At 59.9% G+C, this 22515-nt stretch carries 16 protein-coding genes; 6 read left to right on the top strand and 10 right to left on the bottom strand.

What is annotated here, in order from left to right; all coding sequences use genetic code 11:
• Nucleotides 1–9: 9 nt before the first annotated feature.
• Complete coding sequence (gene gstA / locus V5B59_RS13705; protein WP_169069191.1) at nt 10–2259, bottom strand: glutathione transferase GstA; 2250 nt, start codon at nt 2257–2259, stop codon at nt 10–12.
• Nucleotides 2260–2428: 169 nt separating this feature from the next.
• Nucleotides 2429–3076: a LysE family translocator gene (locus tag V5B59_RS13700; protein ID WP_169069190.1), complete on the bottom strand. Its 648-nt coding sequence runs from the start codon at nt 3074–3076 to the stop codon at nt 2429–2431.
• A 74-nt stretch (nt 3077–3150) separates the two neighbouring features.
• Here V5B59_RS13700 and V5B59_RS13695 point away from each other — a divergent pair, with 74 nt between their 5' ends.
• Nucleotides 3151–3681: an OmpA family protein gene (locus V5B59_RS13695; RefSeq protein ID WP_308240036.1), complete on the top strand. Its 531-nt coding sequence runs from the start codon at nt 3151–3153 to the stop codon at nt 3679–3681.
• Nucleotides 3682–3733: 52 nt separating this feature from the next.
• Here V5B59_RS13695 and V5B59_RS13690 read toward each other — a convergent pair whose 3' ends face one another.
• On the bottom strand, nt 3734–5029 hold the full coding sequence (locus tag V5B59_RS13690) for an MFS transporter (RefSeq protein ID WP_169069188.1): 1296 nt from the start codon (nt 5027–5029) through the stop codon (nt 3734–3736).
• A 61-nt stretch (nt 5030–5090) separates the two neighbouring features.
• Complete coding sequence (locus V5B59_RS13685) at nt 5091–7268, bottom strand: bacteriohemerythrin (RefSeq protein ID WP_169069187.1); 2178 nt, start codon at nt 7266–7268, stop codon at nt 5091–5093.
• Nucleotides 7269–7551: 283 nt separating this feature from the next.
• Between V5B59_RS13685 and V5B59_RS13680 the strand changes: the two genes are divergently transcribed.
• Nucleotides 7552–8862, top strand: a complete 1311-nt coding sequence (locus tag V5B59_RS13680; protein WP_034915397.1) for an N-acyl amino acid synthase FeeM domain-containing protein — start codon at nt 7552–7554, stop codon at nt 8860–8862.
• Here the strand turns inward: V5B59_RS13680 and V5B59_RS13675 are convergent.
• Nucleotides 8846–9976: an AraC family transcriptional regulator gene (locus V5B59_RS13675; RefSeq protein WP_169069186.1), complete on the bottom strand. Its 1131-nt coding sequence runs from the start codon at nt 9974–9976 to the stop codon at nt 8846–8848. The two genes, V5B59_RS13680 and V5B59_RS13675, sit on opposite strands and share 17 nt — an antisense overlap.
• Before the next feature lie 168 nt (nt 9977–10144).
• On the opposite strand from V5B59_RS13675, the gene icmF reads away from it, so the two are divergent.
• A complete protein-coding gene (icmF, locus tag V5B59_RS13670; RefSeq protein WP_332351965.1) occupies nt 10145–13411 on the top strand; it encodes a fused isobutyryl-CoA mutase/GTPase IcmF in 3267 nt (1088 codons plus the stop codon).
• Between the two features lie 10 nt (nt 13412–13421).
• On the top strand, nt 13422–14072 hold the full coding sequence (locus V5B59_RS13665; RefSeq protein ID WP_308240035.1) for a histidine phosphatase family protein: 651 nt from the start codon (nt 13422–13424) through the stop codon (nt 14070–14072).
• 23 nt (nt 14073–14095) lie between these two features.
• On the opposite strand, the gene V5B59_RS13660 is transcribed toward V5B59_RS13665, so the two are convergent.
• The 3 genes from V5B59_RS13660 to V5B59_RS13650 form a co-directional block, all read right to left on the bottom strand.
• Nucleotides 14096–14473, bottom strand: a complete 378-nt coding sequence (locus tag V5B59_RS13660; RefSeq protein WP_034909870.1) for a COG4315 family predicted lipoprotein — start codon at nt 14471–14473, stop codon at nt 14096–14098.
• 76 nt (nt 14474–14549) lie between these two features.
• A complete protein-coding gene (locus V5B59_RS13655; RefSeq protein ID WP_034909872.1) occupies nt 14550–14981 on the bottom strand; it encodes a CBS domain-containing protein in 432 nt (143 codons plus the stop codon).
• 103 nt (nt 14982–15084) lie between these two features.
• The gene (locus tag V5B59_RS13650; protein ID WP_034909874.1) at nt 15085–15720 is read right to left on the bottom strand and encodes a c-type cytochrome; all 636 of its coding nucleotides are present in this window, start codon (nt 15718–15720) and stop codon (nt 15085–15087) included.
• 131 nt (nt 15721–15851) lie between these two features.
• Here V5B59_RS13650 and yihA point away from each other — a divergent pair, with 131 nt between their 5' ends.
• Both yihA and hemB read left to right on the top strand, forming a co-directional pair.
• The gene (gene yihA / locus V5B59_RS13645; RefSeq protein WP_034912432.1) at nt 15852–16553 is read left to right on the top strand and encodes a ribosome biogenesis GTP-binding protein YihA/YsxC; all 702 of its coding nucleotides are present in this window, start codon (nt 15852–15854) and stop codon (nt 16551–16553) included.
• 194 nt (nt 16554–16747) lie between these two features.
• Complete coding sequence (gene hemB, locus V5B59_RS13640) at nt 16748–17764, top strand: porphobilinogen synthase (RefSeq protein WP_034912414.1); 1017 nt, start codon at nt 16748–16750, stop codon at nt 17762–17764.
• Here hemB and V5B59_RS13635 read toward each other — a convergent pair.
• Together V5B59_RS13635 and V5B59_RS13630 are read right to left on the bottom strand one after the other, a co-directional pair.
• Complete coding sequence (locus V5B59_RS13635) at nt 17748–18845, bottom strand: acyltransferase family protein (protein ID WP_169069184.1); 1098 nt, start codon at nt 18843–18845, stop codon at nt 17748–17750. The genes hemB and V5B59_RS13635 overlap by 17 nt on opposite strands.
• Nucleotides 18838–22446, bottom strand: a complete 3609-nt coding sequence (locus V5B59_RS13630; protein WP_169069183.1) for a bifunctional diguanylate cyclase/phosphodiesterase — start codon at nt 22444–22446, stop codon at nt 18838–18840. Before V5B59_RS13630 ends, V5B59_RS13635 begins: the two co-directional genes overlap by 8 nt.
• Nucleotides 22447–22515: the final 69 nt, after the last annotated feature.

Raw genomic sequence — 22515 nt, 5'->3', positions numbered from 1 at the left:
GCGATCCCGTCAGTCCTCTGCTTCCAGGGCATCGCGGACGCTTTGGCGGCGCCCGACGCGTTCCTGGAAAGCCAGTAGAGTCGGCCACTGCGCGATTTCCATGCCTATTGCACGGCTCCAGGCGAGGACGGTGAACAGGTAGGCGTCGGCGACGGTGAACTGGTCGCCCAGGAGGTAATCCCTGTCCGACAGGCGGGTGGCGATATAGCCCAGGCGAGCGACGATGTTCTCCTGGAGGCGGAACCGGTAATCCTCCGGTGTGCCCGGCCTGAATAGCGGCGTGAAGGCTTTGTGCAGCTCGGAACTGATGAAGGCCAGCCATTCCTGCAACTGATAACGTTCTAGCGTGTAAGGACGCGGCGCCAGGCCGCTCTCCGGCCGGCGGTCGGCAATGTACTGAACGATAGCCGAAACTTCGGTGAGACAGACACCGTCGTCGATTTCGAGCACTGGTACGTAGCCCTTCGGGTTGATGGCGCTGAAGTCGCTGCCGTCCGCCAGCTTGCGCTGGCGGATATCGACGCGCACCAGCTCGAAGTCGAGGCCGCACTCGCGCAGGGCGATGTGCGCTGCCAGCGAGCAGGTGCCGGGGGTGTAGTAGAGCTTGACGTCCAGGCTACCCGGCAGCGCTGGCGGCGTGGGCTGGGTTTTCTGGTGTTCTTTCGCCGACCAGGGGATGCGGGTGACTTCGACAGTGAGGAAGCCGCTGTTATTGCCGTAAGAATAAGGAGAGTCGTTGGCGAAGAAGTACAGGAAACCCGATTCGCTGATCTCGATTTCGCAGCCATTCGGGGCGGCAATCAGGCTGCTCTCGTCGTCAATGCGCGCGACGCCGCTGATGGCGCTTTCGAGCAGCCCGGTGAACAGGTTCTCCGAGTCGGGATTGTTGGCTTCCAGATCGGGCCGCGGATGGATGGCGGCGACCAAGGAAAACCACGGGCGTTCTTCGAGGCGGCGGCTGCCTTCGGCAAGTTGCAGGAACCAGGCTTTGGATTCGTAGCCGTCGGCTCCCGAAGGAGTTCCCTTGTCGGTCCACGCGCCGCTGGCTTCGATACGGTATTTCTCGCCGGCATCGACTTCGACGCCGGAGGCGTTCCACCATTTGTGCGCGTAGGCCGGGAAGCGTGTCGAGCCATCGAGCGGCAGCTTGCGGAAGGGCAGGGGCTCACGCTCCGATTGCAGCTCTTCCTCGGGGGGCTGCCCGTCTTTCGGGTAGAAGGCGGCGCAGGCCGGCACATCCTCGAGTGCCTTGGGGCGATAGTCGGAGCGCTCCTGCAGCCGCAACAGGACACAGGGGTGCAGTTGGGCATCGTCGGGAATCTTGCGTTCCTCGTGTGGCCGCGATCGCCAGACCAGGTTGTGCGTTTCATCGTGCCGGTCCTCCAGGGGATCGGGCGCCAGGGGCTGGCTGAGTTGAGCGGGCAATAGCCGCAGGCTGGCGTCGAGGTCGTTGACCTCGTTCATCATCCATTCGAGGGAGATGTCCGAGAGTCCGCAGTGTTCGTAACCGCCACCGACATCCGCATGCACGCCGGGGAACCAGACCTGCTTGATCCCCGCGCGCTCGTTCCACAGTGTCGGCCGGAAGTCGGAACGTTCTTCGTCTATGGCCAGTGCCTGGCGCCCGTACTCGACGCGGGGGCTCAGTTCGCGGTCGGCAAACTTCAGGAAGCGCAGCTCGTCGCGGTCGAGCATGCGCAGGCCATTGAACTCCGGTACGCCAAATTCGCCGACCGTATCCCAGACACCGATCATGCGGATCGGTGTTTCGTCGTGGTATTTCCAGAAGCGCCCACCGCGTTTCTTGCCACGGCCTTCCTTGAAGGCCAGCCAGATTTTTTCGGCCATGTCGGCAGCGGTGTCGTCGTAGGCTTCGGCTGCCCAGATCAAGCCGGTGCGGGCGATGAAGGCGCATAGGCTGCGGGCCGCCCAGGCCCCGCGAGAAAAACCGAACAACCAGATTTTGTCACCGCTCTGATACATCTGTGAGACCAGTACATAAGCGTCGATCATGCAATCGTGCAGACCAATGCCCTGCGTGCTGCCCAGCAATCCTTGTGTTCGCCCGCCGTTGCCGACACTTTTCAGATAAAAAGCGGCGAGTTCCTCATTGCGCTTGCTGAGATGAGAGCGGATCGGTCCCTGCTCCTCGACAAATTGTTCCCTGCCGGGCAGCATCTCGAACAAGCGATACACATTGGTTTGTTCGATGGGATCGTTCCAGGTGCCATCCATGCAAACAACGATCTGTTTGTTCATCGTTCCTCCTCGTCGTCACTGCGTTCTTGACACGGTCGCACGACATCCAGGTCGTCGGTGCGCGCCGGGTTCTTCTGAATCCATAAGCATAGCTTGCTTGAGGATCGCCTTGGGATCCACTTTGCTGTGAACATCGCACCCGCAAACGGCATCCGTCAATGACAAAGAACTATCTGCTCCTGCTTGAAGCGCTCGTGGCGGCCAGAACGGCGAGGCCGATCAGGACGGCCGCGCTCAGGTAGCGGGCAAAGCGAGGCGCCTTGTGCAGGCGGGATAGCGCTGGCGACGCGGCGCTCGCGGTCAGTACATAAATACTGTCGGTGACGAGCGCAATCAAGACGAACAGCACGCCAAAAAGCATGCTCTGAAGCATCGCCGGTGCTGCCGGATGGATGAACTGCGGCAGGAATGCGGCGAAGAACAACGCCGTTTTCGGATTCAGCACCGCTACCATGAAGCCATCGCGGAAGATCGCCGCGAGAGCGGCCTTCCCGAAAGCGTCGCCTGGCGTGCTGGGAGGGGCAGTAGCCAGCGTTTTGACTCCCAGATAGAAGAGGTAGAGTGCCCCAGCGTACTGGATGACTGCGAAGGCCAGAGAGGAGAGGGTCAACAGCGCTGCCAGTCCGATCGCTGCGCCGATGGCGTTGACCAGGTTGCCCGATGCGACACCGGCGACCGAAGAAAGCCCCGCGCGCCTGCCTTGCTCCAGGGTGCGAGCCAGTATGTAGATCACTCCCGGCCCCGGCGTTGCCGCGAGCACCAGGCTGGCAAGCAGGAAAGCAGGCAGGGCAGGGTTGTGGAGGAAGGCTTCACTCATGAGCGCCCAGAAAATTGTTACACTCTCGGGATCTTACGCGCCTATTTGCACTTCCATCTGATGGTACATTGTCCATGTCGTTTTCCCCGCATCCATTCCGTTGCTGCCTGACAATCCTCCTGCTCCTCTCGGCTTGCGCGACGGTTGAAAAACCACCTGCGTCGGGCGATTCCGGGAAGAACGGTGCGATGCAAGAGCAGGCCGCACAATCTCCTGCGCATACCGGTCGGCCAGGAACGGCAAAACCGACCCCTTTCGCCGATGAAGAGGCCCGAAGGACTGTCTATTTTTCTTTTGACGGCGCGACCATCGACAGTGATGGAGATGCAGTGCTTCGCCAGAACGCTCAGAAACTCAAAGAGGATCCACAACTGATCGTGATCCTGGTCGGCCATACCGATAATCTGGGCAGTGCCGCTTACAACCTTGCGGTGGCGGACAAGCGCATCGAGGCAGTGAGCGACCGGCTGCGCTCGCTTGGCGTCGCAAGAAACCAGATTCGCCGCCAACCCGTCGGCAGCGAGCAAAGCAGCAAACTGAAATGCGACAGCGAAGCCTGCCGTCGCACGATGCGGCGAGTCGAACTGGTCTATGAGCGGCGCTGAGGGAAACGGTCAGGGCTTTCATCATCCGGGGTGTCTCACAAAGCCATGACCGTTAGGCCGGTGCTTGCCAGATGTTCCGGCAGTTGGTTTCCCGAATCCGCCACGAAGCCAGGGCACCGAAGCTGGCCGTTCCGGCCAGCAGGAGCAGGCCGGTGTGGAAATCCGCTGGCGTGTACAGGCGTGCCCCGGCTGCTGTCAGACCCCCTTGCCAGCTCCAATCCATGACCCAGCCGACCAGCGGCTGCAGGATGGCGGCCGCCAGGAAGCCGCCCATATTGGTCACGCTGGTCGACATACCCGAGAGTAGTGGCGGATTGACCTCCTTGGCGCAGGCCCAGGTCAGCGTGAAGCTGGCGGTGAGCAGTCCCATCAGCGCGAACAGCGCGAAGCTCAAGCTCACAGGCAGGGTGCTGCCGGAAAGCCAGACCAGCCAGATCAAGGCATACAGGTGGCTACCCGCCACCAGCACCGGCTTGCGCCGGCCCAGGCGATCAGAGAGCGTACCGACGAATACACAGCCCAGCGCGAAACCAGCGAAATAGAGACTCACGTGCCTGGCTGCCACGGCGCGCTCCAGATGATGCACCTCGGTCAGGAAAGGCGTTGCCCACAAGCCCGCAAAAGCAAAGAAACTGCCGCTGATCCCGAAATTGACTGCGGCAACCGGCCAGGTGTCACGGTTACCGAGCACCGACAGCAGGCCGGAGAATATCACCGTGCGGTCGAAGCGAGGTTTGCCTGCCGGGGCCGATGGACTTTGGCTCTCATCTGCAGGCTCGCGCAACAAGTACCAGCAAGCCGTTCCCAGTAGCAGCGAAACAGCCGCCAGGCCGACGAATATACTTCGCCAGCCGGTGATCTGGGCCAGCCAGGAGAGTGGCGCGCCGGCCAGCACCGATCCCAGGTTACCGATCAGCATGCTCAGGCCAACCAGGCTGGCAAAGCGGCGTTCATCAAAAGACAGGGCGATGATCTTGAGCATGGCGATGAAAGTCACTGAAACGCCCAGCCCGATCAGCGTACGCCCCAGCAGGGCCAGATCGAAATTGGGCGCCATGCCGAACAACAGGCTCCCGACGCCGCCGACCAGTCCGCCGAGCAGGAGAATCAGGCGCGGTCCGAGGGTATCGACGAGGATGCCGGTCGGCACCTGCATCACGGTGTAAACGTAGAAGTAGGTCGCCGCCAGCACCCCCAGCGATGACGCCGTGGTGTTGAACGCCGTGATCAGGTCCGGCGCGATGCCGGCAGGCGCAAAGCGCTGAAAAAACGACAGGACGTAAGCCGCAATAACGATCCCCAGGGCCAGTGCGCGGCGGCGACCTTGCTGCCGGGCCAGGTCGCTCATCGCGCTGCGGATTCCGGTAATCCAGGCAGACAGGAGGCCGCCGGCGCCCCTGGGGCGTCTTTCACGACAGCCCCCGGCTGCTCAGATCACGCACCAGCGCCCGGTCGACCTTGAGGATGTGGTTGACCAGCCAATCGCGGATGAAGCCCATCAGCTCGACCGAGATTGCCCCTCCGTCTTCATACTGGCGCTTGAACTTCGAGACTTCTGCGATCAGCTTGCGATGGGCGGCCAGGTGCGCCGCGCGGTCTGGGTAGCTGTGCTTCTCCATCAGCTTCTCTTCGAAGCCGAAATGATTGACCGTATAGTTGACGAGTTCGTCGAGAATCGATCCGCAGGCCACCCGGCCTGCTCCGGTGAGCATGGCATGGTTCAGACGGTTGGCGATTTCGATCAACACCTGATGCTGGCGATCGATTTCCGCATGCCCCACGGCCAAGGCACTTGACCAGGCCATCAGCGGCTTGACCGCAGCCTGAGCACGAGCCGCCGGTTGCCGTCCGTTGCCGTCCAACTCGCCAATATTGAAGCGTTGCACCATCGAGAACATCTCGCTGGACGCCTGTTCCAGGTCGGCCGCCGATTGCAGCGACTGTTTGATTACATTCTCGGTCTGTCCTGAAGCGGTCATCACCTCATCGACATTGCTGACGATGTCTTCGATGCGCTGTGTCTGCTCGCGGGTCGCCTGCGAAAGCGCCTTCATTTTCTGGAGAGTGTCCTGCGCCTGTTCTTCGATGGCATACAAGGTGTCGGCGGCGGAGTTGGCCTGCGTGACGCCGCTGGCGATTACCGGTGCCGCCGCCTGCATGCCTTCGACTGCACTTTCGGTATCGGTCCGGATGCCCTGCAGGATGCTCCCGATCTCACTCGTCGCCTTGCTGGTTCGCTCAGCGAGTTTGCGGACCTCGTCGGCCACGACCGCGAAGCCGCGCCCCTGTTCGCCGGCGCGGGCAGCCTCGATGGCTGCATTGAGTGCCAACAGATTGGTCTGGTCGGCAATTTCCCTGATCACCCTGGCCATGTTGCCGATTTCGCTGGTACTGGCCACCAGCCGGGAAACCTGCTCCGACGAGACCGCGACCGTATCGGCGATGGCCTGCATCTCGACTGCAACCTTTGCCGCTACATTGGCGCCATCATGGGCGCGCCGCGCGACCTCGTTGGCGCCATCTTCGGTTGCATGTACCAGTCCATTCACCACATCGACGCTTGCCGAAACGTCGGTAATCGCCAAACGGCTGTGTTTGACGGCAGCGGCCTGCACCTGGGTCGCCAGGTTGATCGCGTTGGACTCGGCGGAAAGGCGTTCGATACTTGCCTGCACCTTGTTGGCGTTGATGAAGATGGCGCGCAGCATTTCCTTGAGGCTGCTCTGCATGTGCGCGAGAACGAACATGAGGCTGTCCCGGTCATCTCTTTGCAAGGGTACCTCCTGCGTCAGGTCGCCGCTGGCGATCCTGCTGGACACGCCCAACGCGAGGCGGGGTTCGCCACCGAACTCGCTGACGATGCTTTTCCGCACCAGCCAACTGCTCAGCAGCAGGATGCAGGTAGCAGCAATCGCCAGTAAGACGCTGTGCTTCGCCTCTTCCAGGAATATCCGGTCGACATCATCAATGTAGATGCCGGAACCAACGACCCAGCCCCAGGGTTCGAACTTCTTGACGTAGGACAGCTTGGTAAACAGTTCGCTGCTCACCCCGCCGCCTGCGAGAGGCTTGGGCCAGAGGTATTCGACATAGCCTTCGCCTGCCTTGTCGACCACCTCGTTGAAGCTGACAAAGAGATTCTTGCCATCCGCCTTGATCTTGTCGCCGCTCAGCCCGGCCTGCAGGGAGATGGCCTTGTTGAAACGGCTCTCATCGAGCACCTTGCCATCGAGCGCTGGTACCGTCGAGTGCATCACCATTTTCGGCACCGGCTTGCCGAGGTCGTTGATCCAGAAGTACTCGGTCTTTTCATAACGCATCCGCTTGACCGCAGCGATCGCTTGCTGTCTGGCTTCGTCCTCGCTCAGCGTGCCGGCTTTCTGCAGATCGTGGTAATGATCAAGGACGCTGATCGCCACCTCGACCAGATGCCGTGTCTTGACCTGGCGGTCCTCGTAAAGCAGGTGATGCATCGACCACACACTTTCCCAGACGATCAGCAGCATGGCCAGCAAGGCCAGAACGGCGGTCACGGTCAGTCGATTCATCAGACTCAGGCGACGCAACAACGCAGCAATCATGTCCATCCCCTATTTTCTATTCTCGGCCAATCGGCGATGCTGTACCAATCGAACGAAAGATGCAACAGCAGGCGGATCGGGGAATCAAACAATACAAGTAAAGACCATCCCTTTTGATAAGATGCACGATGAGAATCTCGAAAGTGCGGTGCCGAAATTCCCACGCCGCTTCCGGATTTGGATACCGTAACAATCAGGCTCCGACATTACCCAGGGAAACCGGGGGATGTATTATTCAGCAGCAGGACCACGTGCCGTTCGGGCAGTCGTTGCTGCGGGAGGAATGTTGATGATCAGAAAATTAGTCTTGCCGGTACGAAAGCTGCTGAGCGGGACGCTGAGAAAGCTGTTCAACTTTCTCCCGCGAGAAAGGCGCTTCGCTGTTTACCGTAATTTCGTCGATTGCGATCCTGCGCCGAACGCCAGCCTCGAGTTGAAGATCGCGGATACCCAGGAGGAACTCGAGGCATGCTTTACCTTGCTACACGACGCCTACGTGGGCAGCAAGTTCATGAAGCCCGATCCCTCCGGGATGCGCGTGACCATATATCATGCCTTGCCGACGACCACGACCTTGTGCGCCAAGTATGACGGAGAGGTGGTCGGCACCCTGTCCCTGATCAGGGAGAGCGTTCTGGGATTTCCCCTGCAGCGCATCTTCGATTTGACGGCCTTGCGGGAAAAGAAGGGGAACATTGCCGAGGTGTCGGCTTTGGCGATACATCGCCGTTTCCGCCGAACCGGCGGCAGCATTCTGTTCCCGCTGATGAAATTCATGTACGAGTACTGCACTACCTTCTTTGATACCCGGCACCTGGTGATCGCGGTCAATCCCAGCCATATCGAGATGTACGAATCCTTGCTGTTCTTCAAACGGCTGACGCAAAACGTGGTCGAGAATTACGATTTCGTGAATGGCGCGCCAGCCGTTGGCGCAACACTGGACCTCAGTACCGCCCCGGAAGTATTCAGAAGACACTATTCTTCCAAACCGCCCAAGCGGAACCTTTATGCCTTCTTCACCGAGGTCAGGCTGCCCAACATCAAGCTGCCGCCGCGCCGTTTCTATACCACCAATGATCCGGTGCTGACTCCCGAGTTGCTCGATCACTTCTTCAATGTGCGCACGAGCGTCTTCATGCAGCTCAGCGATCGCAAGAAGAAGCTGCTGCATACGATCTACGACCTGCCGGCGTACCGCTCGATTCTGCCAGCACTCCCCGAGGAGAGTCAGGATGTCGCGGTGGACAGGAGCCACCGGCGTTTTTCGGTCAGATGTCCGGCAAAGTTTTCGGTACCGGCGCTCGATGGCATGTCATGCCGGTTGCGGCTCGAAATCTTCGAACTGTCGCGTTACGGTTTTCAGGCGTACGCACAGGCCGGCGTCCCACTCAATGTCTGGGGTGAGGCGATTGTTCGGCTGGGTCCTTCGGAAGTATCTCAAATCTACGTTTTGGCGACGAGGGAGTCGGCGAGCGGAGTTTTTGACTTCGAGCTGGGTGAGCCGGACCTGATCTGGCGCAAGTTCGTCAATGCACTGTACCGCGGCAGCACCCACGCCGACCTGGAAAACGCGACGCGCTTCATGACCGAAAAGTGAGGTGCTGACTGGACCCCTGACTGGACCCGTTACCTGCCGCCTGCAGTCGCTGGCGGTAATGTGCCGGGGCCATACCGGTCCATCTCACGAAAGCCCGGTAGAAGGCCGCACTGTCGGCAAAACCCAGTTCGGCGGCCACCTCTGCAAGTGCCTGTCTGGTCTTGGCGAGTCGGTTGATCGCCAGATCGCGGCGCAAGGCATCCTTGATCGCCTGAAAGCTCGATCCCTCTTCCTCCAGCCGGCGATGCAGCGTGCGTGGCGATATATTCAGTGTGCGGGCGACCTCGGCGAGCGAGTTCGACACCGGCAGCGCGTCACGCAACGTGTTGCGTACGCGCAGGACCATCTCGCGGTCACGACGGTACAAAGTGGTCAGCTTGCCGGGTGCGCCTTCGAGGAAGCTTTGCAGGGCTGCCTCGTCGCGACGAATCGGCAGGTCCAGCAAGTTGGCAGCGAAGAAGGCGGTGAGCCTCTGGGCATCAAAAGTCGAGTGCGCAGTGTAAATCAGCGCATAATCCTGTGCGTGTTGCGGGCGAGGGTAAGGGAAAGCAACCGAATCGAGAACGATGCTGCGTCCCACCAGCCAGGAAAAAAGTCCGTGCAGCAGGCGCAGTAGCCATTCGAAGGCGAAGATCCGTCCGATGGTGAGCGGGCGGTTTTCCACGATGCACAGGCATGCCTGCTCGAGGTGGCTATCGAGACGGACACCGAGGTCGGGCAGCAGCAAGCGCAGGAAGCGAATGCTGCGATCGATGGCCTCGGCCAGCGTCGGCGCGGTGATGGTGCTGCGACAGAGGAACTCGAAGGTGCCGGTACGTATCGGCACCGAGAACAGTCCAAATCCTTCATCGTCGAGTTCGCTATTGATCAGATTGTACAGTTCGGCGTAGCGGTCGACGGGAATGCGGGCGCTCGGGTCGTGCAGCACCTGCACCGCTATGTGTGCCCTTTCGAGGAGCGGTTCGGTATCACGACCTGCATGCTGAAGACCTGCCAGCATTCCCTGTACAAAGGCAATGGCCACGGTCGCGCGTGCCGGAGCAGTGGCAGTTGGTGTGGCATCCTTGACCCTCTCGCCGGTGATCTCCTTGGCAGTCTTCTCAGGGTTTGGCATCGGCTTCTCGCAAGGCTGTGTATTGATGGGATATTTCAAGTTGGCAATATATACATTGTTGGCGGCGTATTGGGGAATGGCTTTATTGGCGTCAACTTTCTACCATGTGCGTCCTTGTACAATTTCCGGTATTCAGGACATTCCTGATCTTTGTGGAGCGCGAACGACATGACTGACCTTTCCATTGCCAAGAAGCTTCTGCCCTACAAGCCCAAGCACAAGGTGCGCTTTGTCACGGCTGCCTCCTTGTTCGACGGGCATGACGCATCAATCAACATCATGCGGCGAATTCTGCAGTCGACGGGCGCCGAGGTCATCCATCTAGGCCACAACCGTTCCGTACAGGAGATTGTAAATGCGGCACTGCAGGAGGATGTGCAGGGAATTGCCATCACCTCCTACCAGGGGGGGCACGTCGAATTCTTCAAGTACATGATCGATCTGTTGAAGGCCGGTGGCGGCGAAAATATCAAAGTTTTCGGTGGCGGCGGCGGGGTCATCGTTCCGGGCGAGATCGACGAACTGCACGCCTACGGCGTGACGCGTGTCTACTCACCGCAGGACGGCCAGTCGATGGGCTTGCAGGGAATGATCAACGAGCTGATGGCGACGTCCGACGTCGACATTGCTGCGCTGGCCCCGCAGGAACCGGACGAAGTGCTCGCCGCGCTGAAGGCCGGGAACCGCCGCAAACTGGCGCAGATCATCAGTGCACTGGAAAATGGCGCCTATCCAGAAGCGCTGCGCAAGAAAATCCTGCACGCCGCGGCCGGACTCAAGGTGCCGGTGCTCGGCATCACCGGTACCGGCGGTGCCGGCAAGTCCTCGCTGACCGACGAACTGGTGCGTCGCTTCCGGCTCGATCAGGGCGACACCATCAAGCTGGCGATCGTTTCCATCGATCCCTCGCGCAAGCGCACGGGGGGTGCGCTGCTCGGTGACCGCATCCGCATGAACGCCATCGAACACCCGAACATCTACATGCGCTCGCTGGCGACGCGCGAAACAGGCTCCGAGGTATCTGCCGCACTGCCCGAGGTGATCGCTGCCTGCAAGCTGGCTGGCTTTGATTTCGTGATCGTCGAGACCTCAGGCATCGGGCAGGGCAACGCTGCGATCGTGCCCCTGGTCGATGTCTCGCTCTATGTGATGACCCCCGAGTTCGGTGCCGCTTCGCAACTCGAGAAGATCGACATGCTCGACTTCGCCGATTTCGTGGCCATCAACAAATTTGACCGCAAGGGTGCCGAGGATGCTCTGCGCGATGTGCGCAAGCAATATCAGCGCAACCACGAGGCTTTCAGCCAGAGCCCGGACGAAATGCCGGTATTTGGCACGATGGCGGCACGCTTCAACGACGACGGGGTGACCTCTCTCTATCAGGCGATCGCGTCCAAATTGCACGCGCTTGGCCTGAAGTTGAAAAAGGGCAGGCTGCCGCTGGTCAGCGTTCGTCAATCGTCGAACCAGCGCGCCATCGTTCCTGCGCAACGCGTGCGCTACCTGGCCGAAATTGCCGAAGCCGTTCGCAGTTACCATCGCCATACCGCAGAACAGGCAGAGATCGCTCGCCAGCGACAGTCCCTGAAAACCGCCAGAGACCTGTTTGAAAGCTGTGGCAAGCCTGCAGGCGACTTTGCTGAATTGATCTCCTGGAAAGACGGGCAACTCGACGCACGGGCGAGGAAACTGCTCGACATGTGGCCCAAGACCGTCGAACTCTACGCGCAGGACGAATACGTGGTCAAGATTCGCGACAAGGAGATCCGTACCCGCCTCACCAACACCTCGCTCTCGGGAACGCGCATTCGCAAGGTATCCCTGCCGGCCAGCAAGGATGACGGCGAGGTGCTGCGTTTCCTGATGAAGGAGAATGTCCCGGGTTCCTTCCCCTTTACCGCCGGTGTCTTTGCATTCAAGCGCGAGAACGAGGATCCGACGCGCATGTTTGCCGGCGAAGGCGACGCCTTCCGTACCAACCGTCGCTTCAAGAAGGTTTCGGAAGGCATGCCCGCGAAGCGGCTTTCGACCGCTTTCGATTCGGTCACCCTTTACGGATGTGATCCCGATGCCCGGCCGGATATCTACGGCAAGGTCGGAAACTCCGGCGTGTCGATCGCCACGCTCGACGACATGAAAGTCCTGTTTGATGGTTTCGAACTGTGCGCACCGACCACCTCGGTGTCGCTGACCATCAACGGTCCGGCGCCGATCATCCTGTCCATGTTCTTCAACGCCGCGATCGACCAGCAGGTCGACAAGTTCCGCGTCGATAACGACCGCGACCCGACCGAAGACGAGATGCAGAAGATTCGTGTCTGGGTGCTGGCCAATGTCCGAGGTACCGTCCAGGCCGACATCCTGAAGGAGGACCAGGGTCAGAATACCTGCATCTTTTCGACCGAATTCGCGCTCAAGATGATGGGCGACATCCAGGAGTTCTTCGTCCATCAGCAGATCGGCAACTTCTATTCGGTGTCGATTTCCGGTTATCACATTGCCGAAGCCGGCGCCAATCCGATCTCACAGTTGGCTTTCACGCTGGCCAATGGCTTTACCTATGTCGAGACCTATCTGGCACGCGGCATGCATATCGACGATTTTGCGCCGAATCTGTCGTTTTTCTTCAGCAACGGCATGGACCCCGAGTATTCGGTCATTGGTCGTGTCGCCCGCCGCATCTGGGCCGTGGCGATGAAAAACAAGTACGGTGGCAACGAGCGCAGCCAGAAACTGAAATACCACATCCAGACTTCCGGTCGCTCACTGCACGCCCAGGAGATGGCATTCAACGACATTCGCACCACGCTGCAGGCGCTGATTGCCATTTACGACAACTGTAATTCGCTGCACACCAACGCCTACGACGAAGCGATCACCACGCCGACCGAAGAATCGGTTCGCCGTGCCATGGCCATCCAGCTGATCATCAACCGCGAGTGGGGGCTGGCGATGAACGAGAACCCGAATCAGGGCTCTTTCATCATCGAAGAGCTGACTGATCTGGTTGAAGAGGCGGTATTGAAGGAGTTCGAAGCCATCTCCGGGCGTGGTGGCGTCCTCGGGGCCATGGAAACCGGATATCAGCGCGGCAAGATCCAGGAGGAATCCCTCTACTACGAGCACAAGAAACACGATGGTTCATTTCCGATCGTCGGCGTCAATACTTTCCGTAACCCGAAGGGCGACACACAGATCGAAATCGAACTCGCACGTTCGACGGAAGACGAAAAGCAGTCGCAATTGACTCGCCTGCAGGACTTCCAGTTACGCAACGCGGCGGCTTCTGGTGCGATGCTCGAACGCCTGAAACAGTCCGTCATCGACAACGACAATGTCTTTGCAGTCCTGATGGATGCGGTTCGCGTCTGCTCGCTCGGTCAGATTACCGGCGCGCTCTATGAGGTGGGCGGACAGTACCGTCGCAGCATGTAGGTGGCATGTGGTGATTTCCAGGGAAGAAACAACGCGAATTTGCCTCGTCCGGCATGGCGAGACGACCTGGAACGTCGACAAACGGATTCAGGGGCAGATCGACATCGGCCTGAATGCGGCTGGTCTGTCACAGGCGGAAGCAGCAGCAGTCTGGCTGGCTGGCGAGCCGGTGACAGCGCTGTACAGCAGTGACCTGCTACGCACTCGCCAGACCGCCGAGCGCCTCGCTGCCCGCCTGAAGTTGCGCCCAAGCTTGCGGTCGGAGTTCCGTGAGCGGCGCTATGGCATTTTTGAAGGATTGACCTACGATGAATCGCGTGCCAGGTACCCGGCCGAGTACCTGGCGTTTGAAAGACGCGAGCCGGATTTCGTCATTCCGCAGGGCGGTGAGAGTCTGCAGCAACTCTACGAACGGGTTCGTGCCGGCCTGCAGCGGATTGCCATCGACCATCGAGGCCAGACGGTCATCGTCGTCACCCATGGCGGCGTGCTCGACATCGTCAACCGCCTGGTTCGGGGTCACCCTTTGAGCAATCCGCGTGACTTTCTGATTCCCAACGCCGGGATCAACTGGGTGAGCGTCCGTGACGGCTGCTGGAGTCTGGAAACCTGGGGAGAGACCGGGCATCTGGTCATGGTGGGGCTTGACGAAATGCCGTAGCGATGGGCCTTCTCGGCCTTGGCTTACTGAGCGAGGTGCCAGACACCGTTGAAACCGTCACCGGTCTTGTCGCCAGGCTTCTGATCTTTGGCCCAGAAGTACAGTGGCTTGCTCTTGTAGGCCCACTGTTTGCTGCCGTCGTCACGGGTGATGACGCTCCAGTTACCGCTTGCCTGGTCGCCTTCGGCAGCCATCAGGGGTGGCCAGTTGGCTGCACATGGGCCATTGCAGGCGCTCTTGCCTGCGCTGTCCTTGTCGAAGACATAAAGGGTCATGCCATTGTTGCCGACCAGCATCCCTCCCTCATTGCGGGCAGGAGCGACCGTTTCGGCAGTTGCGACGGTGGCGAACAGGGCTGAGGCGAGGACAAGGGTGCGAATCGAGAAGGGCAGAGCGTTCACAGAAAGATCCTTTTGTGGTGGCTGGAGTTGATGATCTGCCGGATTGGGCGTGGTCTTCCGCGCAGGCAACGCAAGCTCAACCGGTGATGTATTTTGCCATTTGCTGGATGATGAACTGTTGTTCGCAGATCGTTTCCTTGACCACATCGCCGATGGAAACAATCCCGAGAACCTTGCCCTCGTCGTCGAGAACCGGCAGGTGGCGGATGTGTTTGTCCGTCATGATCGCCATGCACTCGTCGACCGTCCGGTCGGGGGTCACATAAAGCACCTTGTCCGTCATGATTGCGCGCACCGGAGTGTCTTTCGACGCCTTGCCGAAGAGGATCACCTTGCGGGCATAATCACGCTCGGAGAAGATCCCGACGAGTTGCTCCCCATCGAGCACGAGGAGCGCGCCAACATTGGCATCGGACATCACCTGCAGCGCATAGAAAACTGGATCGTCCGGCGAGACGCTCATCAGAGGTCCGCTTTTGTCGGCGAGGATTTGCCTGAGAGTCTTCATGAAGCGTCCTTTCGGGTCTTGGAGTCACAGCATGGTAGAGGGTCAGCCGCTCCTTGCCAAGGGGGTACGCGGAACGTCTGGCGACAGGAGGGCGCGTGCGGCTCTAGCGTAGACCTGCTGCGTACTCGGCGATTGCATCGATCTGGTGATCGGAGAGTTTGCCGGCAATCACCCGCATCACCTTTTCCGAATCGTTGGCTCGCTCGTGGCTGCGGAAGATTTTCAACTGATTGGCGGTGTACTCTGCGTATTGCCCTGCCAGCCGCGGATATTGCGCCGGCAGACCAGCGCCGGCCGGACCGTGGCAACCGGCACAGGCCGGGATGCCTTTCTCGAAGTCCCCCCCGCGCCATAGCGTCTTGCCTTCGGCCAACAGTTTTTCTTCCTTGGCCACCGAAGGTTTCATCTTTTGCTGCGAGAAGTACACTGACAAGCTCTTCATGTCTTCGTCTGACAGCGCCGCAACCATGCCGCCCATGATCGCGTTATTGCGTACCGCCGGTTTCCCGTCGACCGCCTTGAAATTGCTCAATTGCTTGTAGAGATACTCGGGAATCTGGCCGGCGAGGATCGGATTGGCCGCTGCCGGGCTGTTGCCATCGGCTCCGTGACAGGCAACACAAACGCCTTCGGCGATTTCTTTGGCTTTTGCCAGATCAACTTTGGCTTTTGCCTGTTCTGTTGCGAAGGCGGGGAAACTGGCGGCCAGGAGAACCGCAAGTGCCGTTGTACGAATCATGTCCAAACTCCCATTGACAACAATGACTGATCTGAGGCCGGAGAAGCGATGCAATAAAGCTGATATTCTATATCAGTTTGCTGCTCGGGCGCGCACCCGCGTCATTCCATACACTCATCCTGGGTTCATTCATGTCTCTCTTCCAGCGGGCGGTCTTTCACACGACAATTGCCCATCTGCGTGATCTGCCGGTCGACTCGCAATGCGAAGTCGCATTCGCAGGACGCTCGAATTCCGGCAAGTCGTCGGCGATCAACACTCTGGCCAATCATGCGCGGCTGGCTTTTGTCTCCAAAACACCGGGACGAACGCAGCATCTGAACTATTTTCGGATCGCCGACGGCAAATACTTCGTCGACCTGCCTGGCTATGGTTTCGCCAAGGCACCCGAGGAAATTCGTTCGCAGTGGGAGGGCTTGCTGGCCCCCTATCTGCGGCACCGCGAAGCGCTGTCTGGTCTGGTCCTGATCATGGATAGTCGCCACCCGCTGACCGAACTGGACCTGCAGATGCTGGGCTGGTTTGCACCAACCGGCAAACCCATCCATGTGTTGCTCTCCAAGGCCGACAAACTTTCTCGTCAGCAGCAGGCGCTCGCATATCGCGAGGTGCAGAAGGTGCTGAACGAGATTGGCGGCAACTGCACACTGCAACTTTTTTCGAGCTTGAACAAGTCGGGAGTGATGGAGGCGGAGGCGATTCTCGGCTGCTGGCTTGATCTGGAGAGCAAGCCGGAGCCACCGCCACCGACTGGTCTGGCCACCGAGAAAGTGGCCCGCCCGAAGAAGCGCAGTGCCATCGGCTGGGGTGCCCGAAATGCCGGCAAGCGTTGAAAGAAAAACCCCCGGCAAGGGGGGGCCGGGGGCAAGGTATGCCTTACATCAATAAGGCACCCCGCTCAGGGAGGTGAAGCGGGAGATGGCATGGCCATCTACGCAATGAGAACGAATTCCATCGCCGTCAGTTCCCCCACAGTGTACTTTTTTCATCAATTATATTTATCTGGCCATAGCGAACTCTATACTCCATGGATTACCAAGCAAACTTTCCTGCCGCGCGTATGCGGCGCATGCGCCGAGACGATTTCTCGCGCCGTCTGATGCGTGAATCGCGGCTGACTGTAGACGACCTGATTTACCCGGTGTTTGTGCTCGAAGGCCAGCAGCGCGTTGAGCAGATCCCTTCGATGCCGGGAATAGAGCGGCAGAGTCTGGATCGGCTGTTGAAAACAGCCGAGCAGGCGCTTGCACTGGGTATCCCGGCTCTGGCCTTGTTTCCGGTGATCGAACCGATCTACAAGACAGCGGGTGCCGAAGAAGCATGTAACCCCGATGGTCTGGTGCCGCGGGTAGTCACGGCGCTGAAGAAGGAGTTCCCTGAGCTTGGCGTGATCACCGATGTTGCCCTCGATCCCTATACCAGCCATGGACAGGACGGTCTGATCGACGTGGACGACCCCCTGGGCTACGTGCTGAATGACGAAACGCTCGTGCTTCTGGCCAGACAGGCGCTGGTGCATGCGCAGGCGGGTGCCGACATCGTTGCGCCTTCCGACATGATGGACGGTCGCGTCGGCCGCATTCGCAGCGAGCTTGACGCCGCCCGACAGATTCACACCCGCATCCTGGCCTACTCGGCCAAGTACGCATCGAGTTTCTACGGCCCTTTCCGCGATGCCGTCGGTTCGGCCGGCAATCTGGGCAAGAGCAACAAGTATAGCTACCAGATGGATCCCGCGAATAGCGACGAATCCCTGCGTGAAGTGGCCATGGACCTCGGTGAAGGGGCCGACATGGTGATGGTCAAACCGGGGATGCCTTACCTCGATATCGTCCGTCGTGTCAAAGAGAAGTTCCAGGTGCCAACGTACGTCTATCAGGTCAGTGGCGAGTATGCAATGCTCAAGGCCGCAGGGCAGCATGGCTGGCTGGACGAGCGGGCCTGTGTTCTTGAGAGTCTGCTGGCCTGCAAGCGGGCGGGTGCTGACGGTATTCTGAGTTACTTTGCGCTCTCTGCCGCAGCCTGGCTCAAGGAATCTGCTTGAAGCTGGGCTGCGAGTGCGCACGCCAAAAGCCGCGTTGCGCCGGGTTTTCGACAAAACGGTAGAAGAGTGCGCCGGCGGAGATGCTTGCCAGCCAGGCGATGAACATTCCTGTCAGATTGACCCAGGGGTCGGCCGCGGCGAAGCGCGCGAAGATGCCGTTGATCAGCAGGCAAATCGGGAAATGGACGAGAAAGACCGAGTAGGAAATCTGTCCGAGGTAAGCAATCAGGCGTGACCTGGGCCAGTCATCGAGAAACCCGTAGATGCGTGCCAGGCCGATCGTCAGCGCTACCAGCAGCGCCACCGCAAGGCGAGGACGGTAGTCGAGCAGCAGCGCGGTGACCACCAGACCGACCATCGGCAGCAGCCAGCCAAGCGTCTGTCTGCGGTGGGTTGCCCAGTAGGTCACTATTCCCAGAGCATAAGCCGCAAAGAAGTAGATCCCCCAGATGTCCCAATCTCCATCGCGGTTGAAGTAGTACAGTGAGGCCAGAGCCAGGGTGACTACCAGTAAGGCGCTGACGGTGGGCACGCCAGTATCGCCGCGAGCCAGGGTGGGTGCCAGCCACAGCATGCCGACCAGGAGCATGAACAGCTGGAAGTCGATGGCGATGTACCAGAGGCCGGCCGACAGGCCCTCGTAGCCCAGGATGCTTTGCAACAGCAGCGCGTGCGCGACAACCTGCGGCAGCGTCGGCCGGCCGGGAATGGAGTCATGTACCATCAGTTCGCGCGCGATGGCCGCACAGGCGATGCCGATCAGCACGGCAGCGAGGTAGGGCGTGACGAGTTTCAGGTAGCGTCTCTGCACCAGCACGAGCGGATGGGGTGTCAGCAACACCCCGGTGGGTGCGAGACTCCGCGCGGCCAGGAAACCACCAATCACCAGGAAGACCTGGACGGCCATACGCGCATCCTGGCTCAACCAGTGGATCAAGTCGGGTGCCAGCAGGTAGGCGTGATCGGACATCGGCCCGTAAAACGCCAGGTGATGCAGAACGATCAGCTGAAAGGACAGCGCTTTCAGCGCGTCGATGAATGCCAGTCGCGAGGATTTGCCTGGCGCGCGTGCTTCAGCCATTGAGGAAGCTCCTTTCATACTCGTCGAACGGCATCGGCCGGCCACGCAGATAGCCCTGCATTTCGTCGCAACCTTCGCGGGTCAGGAATTCCTGTTGCGCCTCGTTCTCGACGCCCTCGGCAATCACCGTCAATTGCAGGCTGTGGGCAAGCGCAATCACCGCGCGCACGATGGCGCAGTCCTCGGCGTCGCCGGGCAGCCCGCGCACAAAACTCTGATCGACCTTGAGCTTGTTGAGTGGCAAACGCTTCAGGTAAGCGAGCGAAGAGTAACCCGTGCCGAAATCGTCGATAACCAGGCTGATGCCCATGGTCCGCAGTTTGTCAAGCGCCTGGGCACTGTTCTCGGCATGGCTCATGATGGCACTCTCGGTGATTTCGAGTTCGAGGAACTGTGCCGGTAGTTGCGAGGTATCCAGGGTGTTGTGTGCGGTCTCCTGGATTCGGCCACGTACGAATTCGACTCCGGAAACGTTGACCGACAGCACCCCCGGCTGGCGGCCCGCGGCACACCATGCGGCCCACTGACAGCAGGCGGTCTTTTGAACCCAGGCTCCGATGGGGACAATCAGTCCGGATTCCTCGGCCAGTTTGATGAATTCTCCCGGCATCACCAGTCCGTGCTCAGGGCGCAACCAGCGTACCAGCGCCTCGGCGCCGAGTGTCCTGCCCGTTTTCAGGGAAAACTGGGGTTGCAGGTAGACCCGCAACTCGTCGCGCTCAATGGCTCGTCGCAGGTCGGTCTCCATTTGCAGACGCGCCAGCGAGGACTGCGTCAGTTCCTTGGTGAAAAACTCGTAGGCGTTGCGGCCACGCTCCTTGGCGCGGTACATTGCGACATCGGCATTCTTCATTAGCGTATCGGCGTCCGCGCCGTCATCCGGGAAGAGGCTGATGCCGATGCTGGCGCCCACGTAGAATTCCTGTTCTACGGTCACTGGCGAATCCTGCAGGGCGTTGAGGATTTTCTCTGCGATGTGCGAGACGGCGGTCGGATCGAAGATGTCCTCGATGATGATCAGAAATTCGTCACCACCGAGTCGGCCAACGGTATCCGCTTCACGCATCAGTCTGCTCAGGCGCCACGCCACCTCACAGAGGACGCGATCGCCGACCTGGTGGCCGAGAGTGTCGTTGATGTTCTTGAAACGATCGAGGTCGATGAACAGGACCGCCAGTCCGTTCTCGTCGCGGTGGGCACGCTGCAAGGCCTTGTGCAATCGGTCACCAAGCAGCAAGCGATTGGGCAGACCGGTCAGCGGATCGTGATGTGCCTGGTGATCGAGTTGATCATGAGCTTGCCGCAGCTCGGTGATGTCGGAGAACACGCCGACATAGTGCGTGAGTTGTCCATCGGGGTCATGGACGGCGCTGATCGTCAGCGATTCCAGGAAAGTCTGGCCGTCCTTGCGCCGGTTCCAGAGTTCGCCCCGCCAGCGCCCGCAACGGCCGAGAACCTGCCACATTTCCCGGTAAAAGGCTGCGTCCTGTAGTCCGGACTGCAGGATGCGCGGGTTACGCCCGATCACTTCATCCTCGCGGTAACCGGTGATCTCGGTGAAGGCGCGGTTCACGGCAATGATTTGGCCATCCGGAGCGGTGATGGTGATGCCTTCGGCGCTGCTGTCGAAGACCGTCGCGGCTTGTTGCAGGCGCGCCTCCATGCGCTTCCGATCGGTGATGTCGAGCATCACGCCGACCAGACCGCCGTTGGCTTCGCCTGGTTTGCCATAGGTGGCTTTGTGAAAGACCACGTCACGCATGCTGCCGTCAGCGTGCCGGACTTTGGTTTCGTACACCTGCGAACCCGCGTGCCGGAACAATTCGTCGTCGGCAGCCTGGTAGCGATCAGCCAGTTCGCGGGGGGCAAGGTCGTAGACGGTGGCGCCGATCACCTCGCTGCGTGACTTGCCCATGACCTCGAGAAAGGCCTGATTGCATCCGAGATACAGCCCTTGCCGGTTCTTGTAGAAGACCGGACCGGGAATCGCCTCGATCAACTGGCGCATGAAATGAAGCTGTTGCGACAACTCGAGGGTACGTTCGGCCACCCGCTGCTCGAGTTCGAGATGACTTTGCCGTAGCGCTTGCTCTGCAGCCCGGTGTGCCGTCACATCCTCGAAGGTCCAGATCCAGGTTTCGCCCTCCTGATGGTCGCCAATGGTACGACCAATCGCATGCACCCAGATCGGTGTGCCGTCACGCCGGCAATAGAGGATTTCGCCGTCAAAGGTTCCCGTCACTGCGCCATTCCCATAGACCAGGCGTCCGACCTCTTCCCAGGCCTCCTGGCTGGCGAACAGGATGCGCGTCGAGTGTCCCCGCAGGCCCCCCGGCGGGTAGCCGAAAATCTCCTCGCAACGGCGATTGCAGCGCAGGAAGATGCGTTCGCGCTGGTAGGAAATTCCGATCATCGCATTGTCAAAGATCAGCTGCTGTTCCCAGAGGCTTTCCACCAGGGCCTCTTCAGCCGCTCGACGCGCGGTGACGTCCTCGAACAGCCAGACATGACCCTTGTCCGGGTGGACCGGATCAATCAGGCTGCCGGTTACCTGGCACCAGATCGGGGTCCCATCGATCTTGCGGTACTCGATCTCGCCGACGAACTTTCCGGTTTCATTAATCCTCTTGTGAGCACGTTCGCCAGCTTCGCTCCACGAGGCTTCGCTGGCGAAGCAGATGCGCGTGGACTGACCAAGCATTTGCCCCTGCGGATAGCCAAAGATTCTCTCGAAGCTCGGGTTGCAACGCTGGATGATGCGATCGCGCAGGAAAACGATGCCAATCGGCGCACGTTCGAAAATCAGTGTCTGTTCACGCAGCAGCGCGTTCATGACGCGGTTCGCCTGGCGCTTTTCGGTGACATCTTCGTACAGCCAGACATACCCTTCGTCCGGGTTCGCCGGGTTGATCATGCTGCCGGTGATGTGACACCACAGCGTTGTGCCATCGCGTCGATGGAAGAGCGTGTCGCCATGGTAGATGCCGGTTTCGGCAATCGCCGCATAGGCCTGGCGGCCGGTTGCAAGCCAGGCCTCTTCACTCGGGTAGTAGATGCGGGTCGATTGGCCGATCAACTCGTCCGGCGCGTAACCCAGGATCTCGGTAAAGCGCCGATTACAGCGCTGAATGACGCGATCGCGGAGGATCACGATGCCGGTCTCGGCATTCTGGAAAATGAGTTGCTGCTCGCGCAGCAGGCGAGCGTTGGCCTCGCGGGCGTGGACTTCCTGCGTGATGTCGCGGACGATCCAGACCGTGGCCTGACCGGGTTCTGCAGGGTCGATGGCGCGGGCGATCAGTTGCGCGATGAAAGTGCTGCCGTCGCGGCGTGTCAGTTGAGTTTCGAGATTCACCACCTGCCCGCTTCCCAACTGCGAACGTGCTTGCCGACGCAGGGCATCGCAGGCTTCGCTGCTCGGGTAGAAGACGAGAGCCGGCTGGCCCACCAGGGTTCCGGCCGGCCAACTGAACAGCTCCTCGGCTCGCTGGTTGCAGCGGTAGACGCGACGCTGGCGCGTGCATACCACCGCGATCCCCGAATGGTCGAGGATGGCCTTGTATTCAAGAAGCTGTTGTTGTGTTGACGCGGATTCTCTCAAGAAGGGGATTCCAAGGAGGGGCCAGGAACAAAGTCTACAGGACTGATGGATTGATCGGTATCAAAGTAG

Source organism: Candidatus Accumulibacter contiguus (assembly GCF_036625285.1).
Taxonomy (GTDB): Bacteria; Pseudomonadota; Gammaproteobacteria; order Burkholderiales; family Rhodocyclaceae; genus Accumulibacter; species Accumulibacter contiguus.
This window is presented reverse-complemented; position numbering and strand designations above follow the sequence as displayed.

Bases quoted from the DNA above. Each gene is read 5' to 3' on its own strand.
- gstA (WP_169069191.1), bottom strand. From the start codon at position 2,259: ATGAACAAACAGATCGTTGTTTGCATGGATGGCACCTGGAACGATCCC.
- V5B59_RS13700 (WP_169069190.1), bottom strand. From the start codon at position 3,076: ATGAGTGAAGCCTTCCTCCACAACCCTGCCCTGCCTGCTTTCCTGCTT.
- V5B59_RS13695 (WP_308240036.1), top strand. From the start codon at position 3,151: ATGTCGTTTTCCCCGCATCCATTCCGTTGCTGCCTGACAATCCTCCTG.
- V5B59_RS13690 (WP_169069188.1), bottom strand. From the start codon at position 5,029: ATGAGCGACCTGGCCCGGCAGCAAGGTCGCCGCCGCGCACTGGCCCTG.
- V5B59_RS13685 (WP_169069187.1), bottom strand. From the start codon at position 7,268: ATGGACATGATTGCTGCGTTGTTGCGTCGCCTGAGTCTGATGAATCGA.
- V5B59_RS13680 (WP_034915397.1), top strand. From the start codon at position 7,552: ATGATCAGAAAATTAGTCTTGCCGGTACGAAAGCTGCTGAGCGGGACG.
- V5B59_RS13675 (WP_169069186.1), bottom strand. From the start codon at position 9,976: ATGCCAAACCCTGAGAAGACTGCCAAGGAGATCACCGGCGAGAGGGTC.
- icmF (WP_332351965.1), top strand. From the start codon at position 10,145: ATGACTGACCTTTCCATTGCCAAGAAGCTTCTGCCCTACAAGCCCAAG.
- V5B59_RS13655 (WP_034909872.1), bottom strand. From the start codon at position 14,981: ATGAAGACTCTCAGGCAAATCCTCGCCGACAAAAGCGGACCTCTGATG.
- V5B59_RS13650 (WP_034909874.1), bottom strand. From the start codon at position 15,720: ATGATTCGTACAACGGCACTTGCGGTTCTCCTGGCCGCCAGTTTCCCC.
- yihA (WP_034912432.1), top strand. From the start codon at position 15,852: ATGTCTCTCTTCCAGCGGGCGGTCTTTCACACGACAATTGCCCATCTG.
- hemB (WP_034912414.1), top strand. From the start codon at position 16,748: ATGGATTACCAAGCAAACTTTCCTGCCGCGCGTATGCGGCGCATGCGC.
- V5B59_RS13635 (WP_169069184.1), bottom strand. From the start codon at position 18,845: ATGGCTGAAGCACGCGCGCCAGGCAAATCCTCGCGACTGGCATTCATC.